Origin of the sequence: Vibrio sp. 10N.222.48.A3 (assembly GCF_041475345.1) — a bacterium.
Taxonomy (GTDB): domain Bacteria; phylum Pseudomonadota; class Gammaproteobacteria; order Enterobacterales; family Vibrionaceae; genus Vibrio; species Vibrio tasmaniensis_A.
Genome location: NZ_JBFRVX010000298.1, coordinates 1 through 4,861, shown reverse-complemented (window position 1 = coordinate 4,861; position 4,861 = coordinate 1). Strand labels below are relative to the sequence as shown.

Genomic DNA, 4,861 nt, shown 5'->3' with positions numbered 1-4,861 from the left:
ACTAGATAGAAAAATTCTATATTTAAATGCAGAATTTTTCTGTCTAAGAGCTGTTGAACTAAGCCGCTTCGCGGAGGGCTTTCCTCTCACTTACCTGATAGACCAAACTTATGATGTATCCATAGATTAAGGAATACATCATGACCTTATTAAGACAACAACTTATCGATGAAATGGCGGTTCGCCGTTTTTCTCCGAAAACCCATGCAAGCTATTTACGTTGGGTTAAAGAGCTATCTACTACTTACGATCTGTCCCCCGATTTACTCACTGATCAACAGATTAGTGCGTATTTACGTACGCTCACCACAGAGCGGAGCTTAAGTAGTAGTACTTGTGCTCAAGCTTTGAATGCCATCTTGTTCTTTTATCGTGCCGTTTTGAATAGAGAATTTGAAGAGCGACTGGTTCCCCCGATTAAACGCGCCAGTAAAATACCGGAGCTGCTTAATCGCGAGGAAGTAAGAAGTATCATTAGTCATTGTCGAAGTCTTAAATATCAGACCGCACTTGAAATGTGTTATGGATGTGGCCTACGTGTCAGTGAGGTCGTCGGCTTGTACGTGAAAGACATTGATGGTGCGGCGAAACGACTGCACATTCATTGTGGTAAAGGTAAAAAAGATCGCTTTGTTCCACTGGGTGATAGCCAACTGAATCATCTTCGAAATTACTGGTGTCATTATCATCCCACCGTAGTGCTGTTTCCCAGCCTAGAGCCCGAAAAGCCATTGGGTATTAGCTCTCTGCAGAAATGCTTCAAAGCAGCAAAAGTAGAGGCAAACGTCAGAAAATTAGGAGGAATACACGCCTTGAGGCACGCTTATGCGACTCATCAGCTTGAATCGGGCATGCCTTTGAATGTTCTTCAGCGTTACCTCGGACATTCGAATATCAAAACGACATTGAGGTACACCCATTGGATAGGTCATCACAACGAAAGCTCGGACGGAAGTAAGTTCGACTTAGTTGCTCAACTATGGGAGGAGAGCGAATGAACGCATTATCTCCTTACCAAGCCGTATTAACACAAGGCTTAGAAGAGCTTGATAAAAGTAAAGTCACACCGAGACAGTGGCAAGTGCTTAACCATTTAAGAGACTGCCGAACAGAGCGTATGGGCAGCTACGACTGGCGTTGTCAGCAATGTGGTCATGAAACGCGTTGGTACTGCTCTTGTCGAGACCGTCATTGCCCCAATTGCCAAGAGCAGATGAGACAGCAATGGCTAACAAAGCGAAGCCAAGATATTTTACCTGTGGCCTACCATCATATGGTTTTTACCTTACCTCACGAGTTCAATGCTCTGGTTAAAGCGCATCCTAAGGTGGTTTATCAATGCTTGTTTCATTCAGTGTGGGCAACATTATGCGCGTTTGCTAATGAGCGGCATCACCTTGTCGGTCAACTTGGAGCATTAATGGTTCTTCACACTTGGGGAAGAAATCTGAGTCAACATACTCATATTCATTGCCTACTACCGAGTGGGGTGCTTACAAAAGATCGGCAATGGCAACCGACAAGAAAAGAGAGTTACCTGCTTCCGGTTAAAGCCTTATCCGTTCGCTTTAAGAAAGAGATGTTATGCCGAGTAAGCGAGTTGATAGCAACGCACAGTAATTTATTAGAGGAAGCCGCTAGTAAGAGATGGGTTGTGTACAGTAAACCTGTACTCCACGAGCCTACAGCGGTAGTGGGTTATCTATCTCGGTATTGCAATCGTATCGGGTTAAATCCCAACCAATTAAGTTATAACGTGGATGGCCGTATCACGATGAGTTACAAAGACTATCGAACCAATGGGACGCAAAGAATGTGTTGTAATGCGGGCGAGTTACTTCGACGCTTACTTTTACATGTGTTGCCTAAAGGGCTAATGCGAATACGCTATTATGGCTTTTTAGCTAATGCTGTACGGGTAAAAGCGATAGCGGAAATTAGGCAAAGCTTACGAAAGCGACCCGTAGAGAAATCGGAAGTGCTGAAAGAGAAACCTTGTTGTCCGAACTGCCATAGCAACAGCATGGTACTCGTGTGCTTCAATATTAGACCTAGGATAGTCGTTTCAGAGCACCGACTGACCTAGTTGTCTGATTGTAATGAATAAAATTATCGTTGTGTTATGGCGAGAGAGGGGCATTGTTCGCTTTTAAAAGGATTATGCAACGGGTATAGTCGCAGAGATAAATTGGTGGCTAGAAGTGGAAAATGGACGGCTGATGGGGTACCAGTCTTAATGATAAGAGTGGAACGTAAGTCAGTCCTAAAAAGCAAACTCCATAGATAGAAGCGGCCAAGTCCAACAGGTATTTATCCATTGTGCTACGACAACGGATAAATACTTAAGCGTTAGAATTTTTTGGAGGCTTCACCACGTGGATGAGAAATTAAAAGATATATTTTTAAACATTAATGATTGGCTAAAATACGCGGAAGCGAAATCTGCGACTTTGGTTGCAGGTAATGGAGCCTTGATTTTTGGGTTGGCAGGAGTTTTAAAAAGTTATGAACTGCCAAATTTGCTTGAATATTATGGTTATTTTTCAATAATACTTTGTATTATATCAATGGTTTTATGTTTACTATCTGTTGTTCCATCGCTTTCGATGCCTTGGGAAAGTAAACCAGAGGGAACAGTTCAATCTGATAATTTACTTTATTTTCAGGATATTGCAAAATATACGCCAATCAATTACCTTGGCAAGTTATCAAATAAACTCGAACTCAATGAACAACAATTTACTGGTTATCAAAAAGATTTAGCCAATCAAATTATTATCAATGCGGTAATTGCTTGTAGAAAATATAGCTATTTTAAAGTTGCAATTTGGTTTACTGTCACTGCGCTTATTTCCCCTTTGGGTTGTCTAGTTTTATTCGTATTAAGAGTTAGTAAATGAAAAAAGATATTGATAATAAAGTTAAATCTATAATTGACGATGCATTTGAAGTAACAGACATAAAGTATGTCCCGGATATTGATAATACAAGCTTAACTTTTGGTAATAAGGGGTTACGATTTGAAGCTACAACACTGTTCATCGATATGAGAGGTTCAACAAAAGTTTTAAATAATCATAATCGAACGACTGTTGCAAAACTTCATAAAGCTTATTTTCATACAATTGTAACTATTGCTAAAAGTTATAGTGGGGAAGTCCGGAGTTTTAATGGCGACGGAATGCTAGTCTTTTTCCAAGGAACTACTAAGAGAAGCTTAAGTAATGCAGTAAAAGCTGCCATGAAAATGAAATGGATGCTTGCTTCTCCGAAGTCTGAGGTAAAAAAGAAAATGGAAAAATACTCTACAGTCGAATTTGGTATTGGGGTTGATGACGGACAAATATTATGTGCAAAAGTTGGTATAGCAGGTGCGAATAATAGGGACTTGGTGTGGATTGGAAATGCAGTAAACAAATCTGTGAAAATTGGTGATCAACTTGATGGAAAAATAGGTATATCTTCATATGTTTATAATAATCTGCTAGATGATGTCAAATATGTTACAGAAAAAGACTTCCTAGGGAATGATGTTCAAAAAAATATGTGGGTTCAAGATTCCTTTACATATAATGGAGAAAACCATATTTGTTATACTACGACCTATCAATGGAGTCTCGAATAAAATTCTAACAAATGCATCAACACGATTTGCTACACTCGGCATTGTCAGTTTGCCTTTAGTTTCAGTGATTAAGGCGTTAAAATCCAGCTAGGTCTGTATCGTAGCAAACGTGTTCTGCAGGCGTTAGCTGCAATTCTTTATTTGAGTATGGTTGAATGGATAAACAAAGATTATTTGAATTATATGAGAAACTCTATTTTCATGAAATGGAAGTGCGTGAAAAAATCACTGGCAGAGTACAAGTTACTTTTGCTCTTGTAGCTACAGGCTATACAATCCTTAGCTATATGCTGAGAATGTTGGATTTTACTAGTAATAAATTTGCTGTGAGCACGTTTGTAATATGTACAGCTGTCACATTTCTAATTTCATTTGGTTGTCTGTATTATTTAATTCGAGCATTTTGGGGGAATACTTATAATGGCATGCCGTCTCCAAAAGAAACGGATGTTTATAGAGAAGAATTAATTCTTCATCGTCATCAAATTGCACAGTACAACATGGATTATCCACAAAACCAACAACCAGAAGTTATTGTCGATGAGCGTATTTCTGAACACCTTTACAGTAAATTTCGCGATTGCTCTACTCATAATACGGCAGTAAATGACCGCAGGTCTGAGCAAGTACATAAATCATTTAAGTGGTTGTTATTTGCTTCTATACCGATGTTTATTGCAAGCGTGACATTTATAATATTTGACTTAGATGTGTTTTCACCAAGAAAAGAAACATCTATCATTGATCAGTCGGTAGTTAATGCTTTAAACGAAATTAAACATGAAATTGTTATTTTTACAGATTTTTATAAAGGAGACCAAGAAATGCCTGAAGTTGAAGATAACTACGTACCGCCACCACCAGCTGCTCCTCAAGAGCCAGATGTTCGTCCATTAGTAGAAAATGATAACTTACCAAGTGCAGGAGAATAGTATGTCAAATGATCAAAGTAAAAATTCACCGCCGCCGCCACCTAAACCACCAGAGGCTCCACGTGTTCGCATGATTAATGAAGACCTCACTAAAAAGAAAAGCAGCTAACAATCGCATCAACACGATTTACTACACTCGGCAATCTCAGTTTGCCGAGTGTTTATCGTTTTAAGGCGTTAATATTAAGTATAATTGTTTAGTAGTAAACGTGTTATGCAGGCGTTGATATGACCCCCCACTGTCAATTAAAAACGTAGAAGTTTCGGCTCCTGTATTATCAGAGCCTTTCTTGTTGCTTAGGGG

General features: G+C 39.3%; 5 protein-coding genes. All 5 read left to right on the top strand.

Features of this window, described 5'->3' with window-relative positions; all coding sequences use genetic code 11:
• Window positions 1–140: 140 nt before the first annotated feature.
• The 5 genes from AB4653_RS09545 (at window position 141) to AB4653_RS09525 (ending at window position 4,557) form a co-directional block, all read left to right on the top strand.
• Window positions 141–998: a tyrosine-type recombinase/integrase gene (locus AB4653_RS09545; protein WP_032555027.1), complete on the top strand. Its 858-nt coding sequence runs from the start codon at window positions 141–143 to the stop codon at window positions 996–998.
• A complete protein-coding gene (locus AB4653_RS09540; RefSeq protein WP_136975502.1) occupies window positions 995–2,086 on the top strand; it encodes a transposase in 1,092 nt (363 codons plus the stop codon). Before AB4653_RS09545 ends, AB4653_RS09540 begins: the two co-directional genes overlap by 4 nt.
• A gap of 289 nt (window positions 2,087–2,375) precedes the next feature.
• Window positions 2,376–2,900: a Pycsar system effector family protein gene (locus AB4653_RS09535; protein ID WP_102257482.1), complete on the top strand. Its 525-nt coding sequence runs from the start codon at window positions 2,376–2,378 to the stop codon at window positions 2,898–2,900.
• Window positions 2,897–3,625: an adenylate/guanylate cyclase domain-containing protein gene (locus AB4653_RS09530; protein ID WP_102257481.1), complete on the top strand. Its 729-nt coding sequence runs from the start codon at window positions 2,897–2,899 to the stop codon at window positions 3,623–3,625. Before AB4653_RS09535 ends, AB4653_RS09530 begins: the two co-directional genes overlap by 4 nt.
• Before the next feature lie 155 nt (window positions 3,626–3,780).
• A complete protein-coding gene (locus AB4653_RS09525; RefSeq protein WP_102257480.1) occupies window positions 3,781–4,557 on the top strand; it encodes a hypothetical protein in 777 nt (258 codons plus the stop codon).
• Window positions 4,558–4,861: the final 304 nt, after the last annotated feature.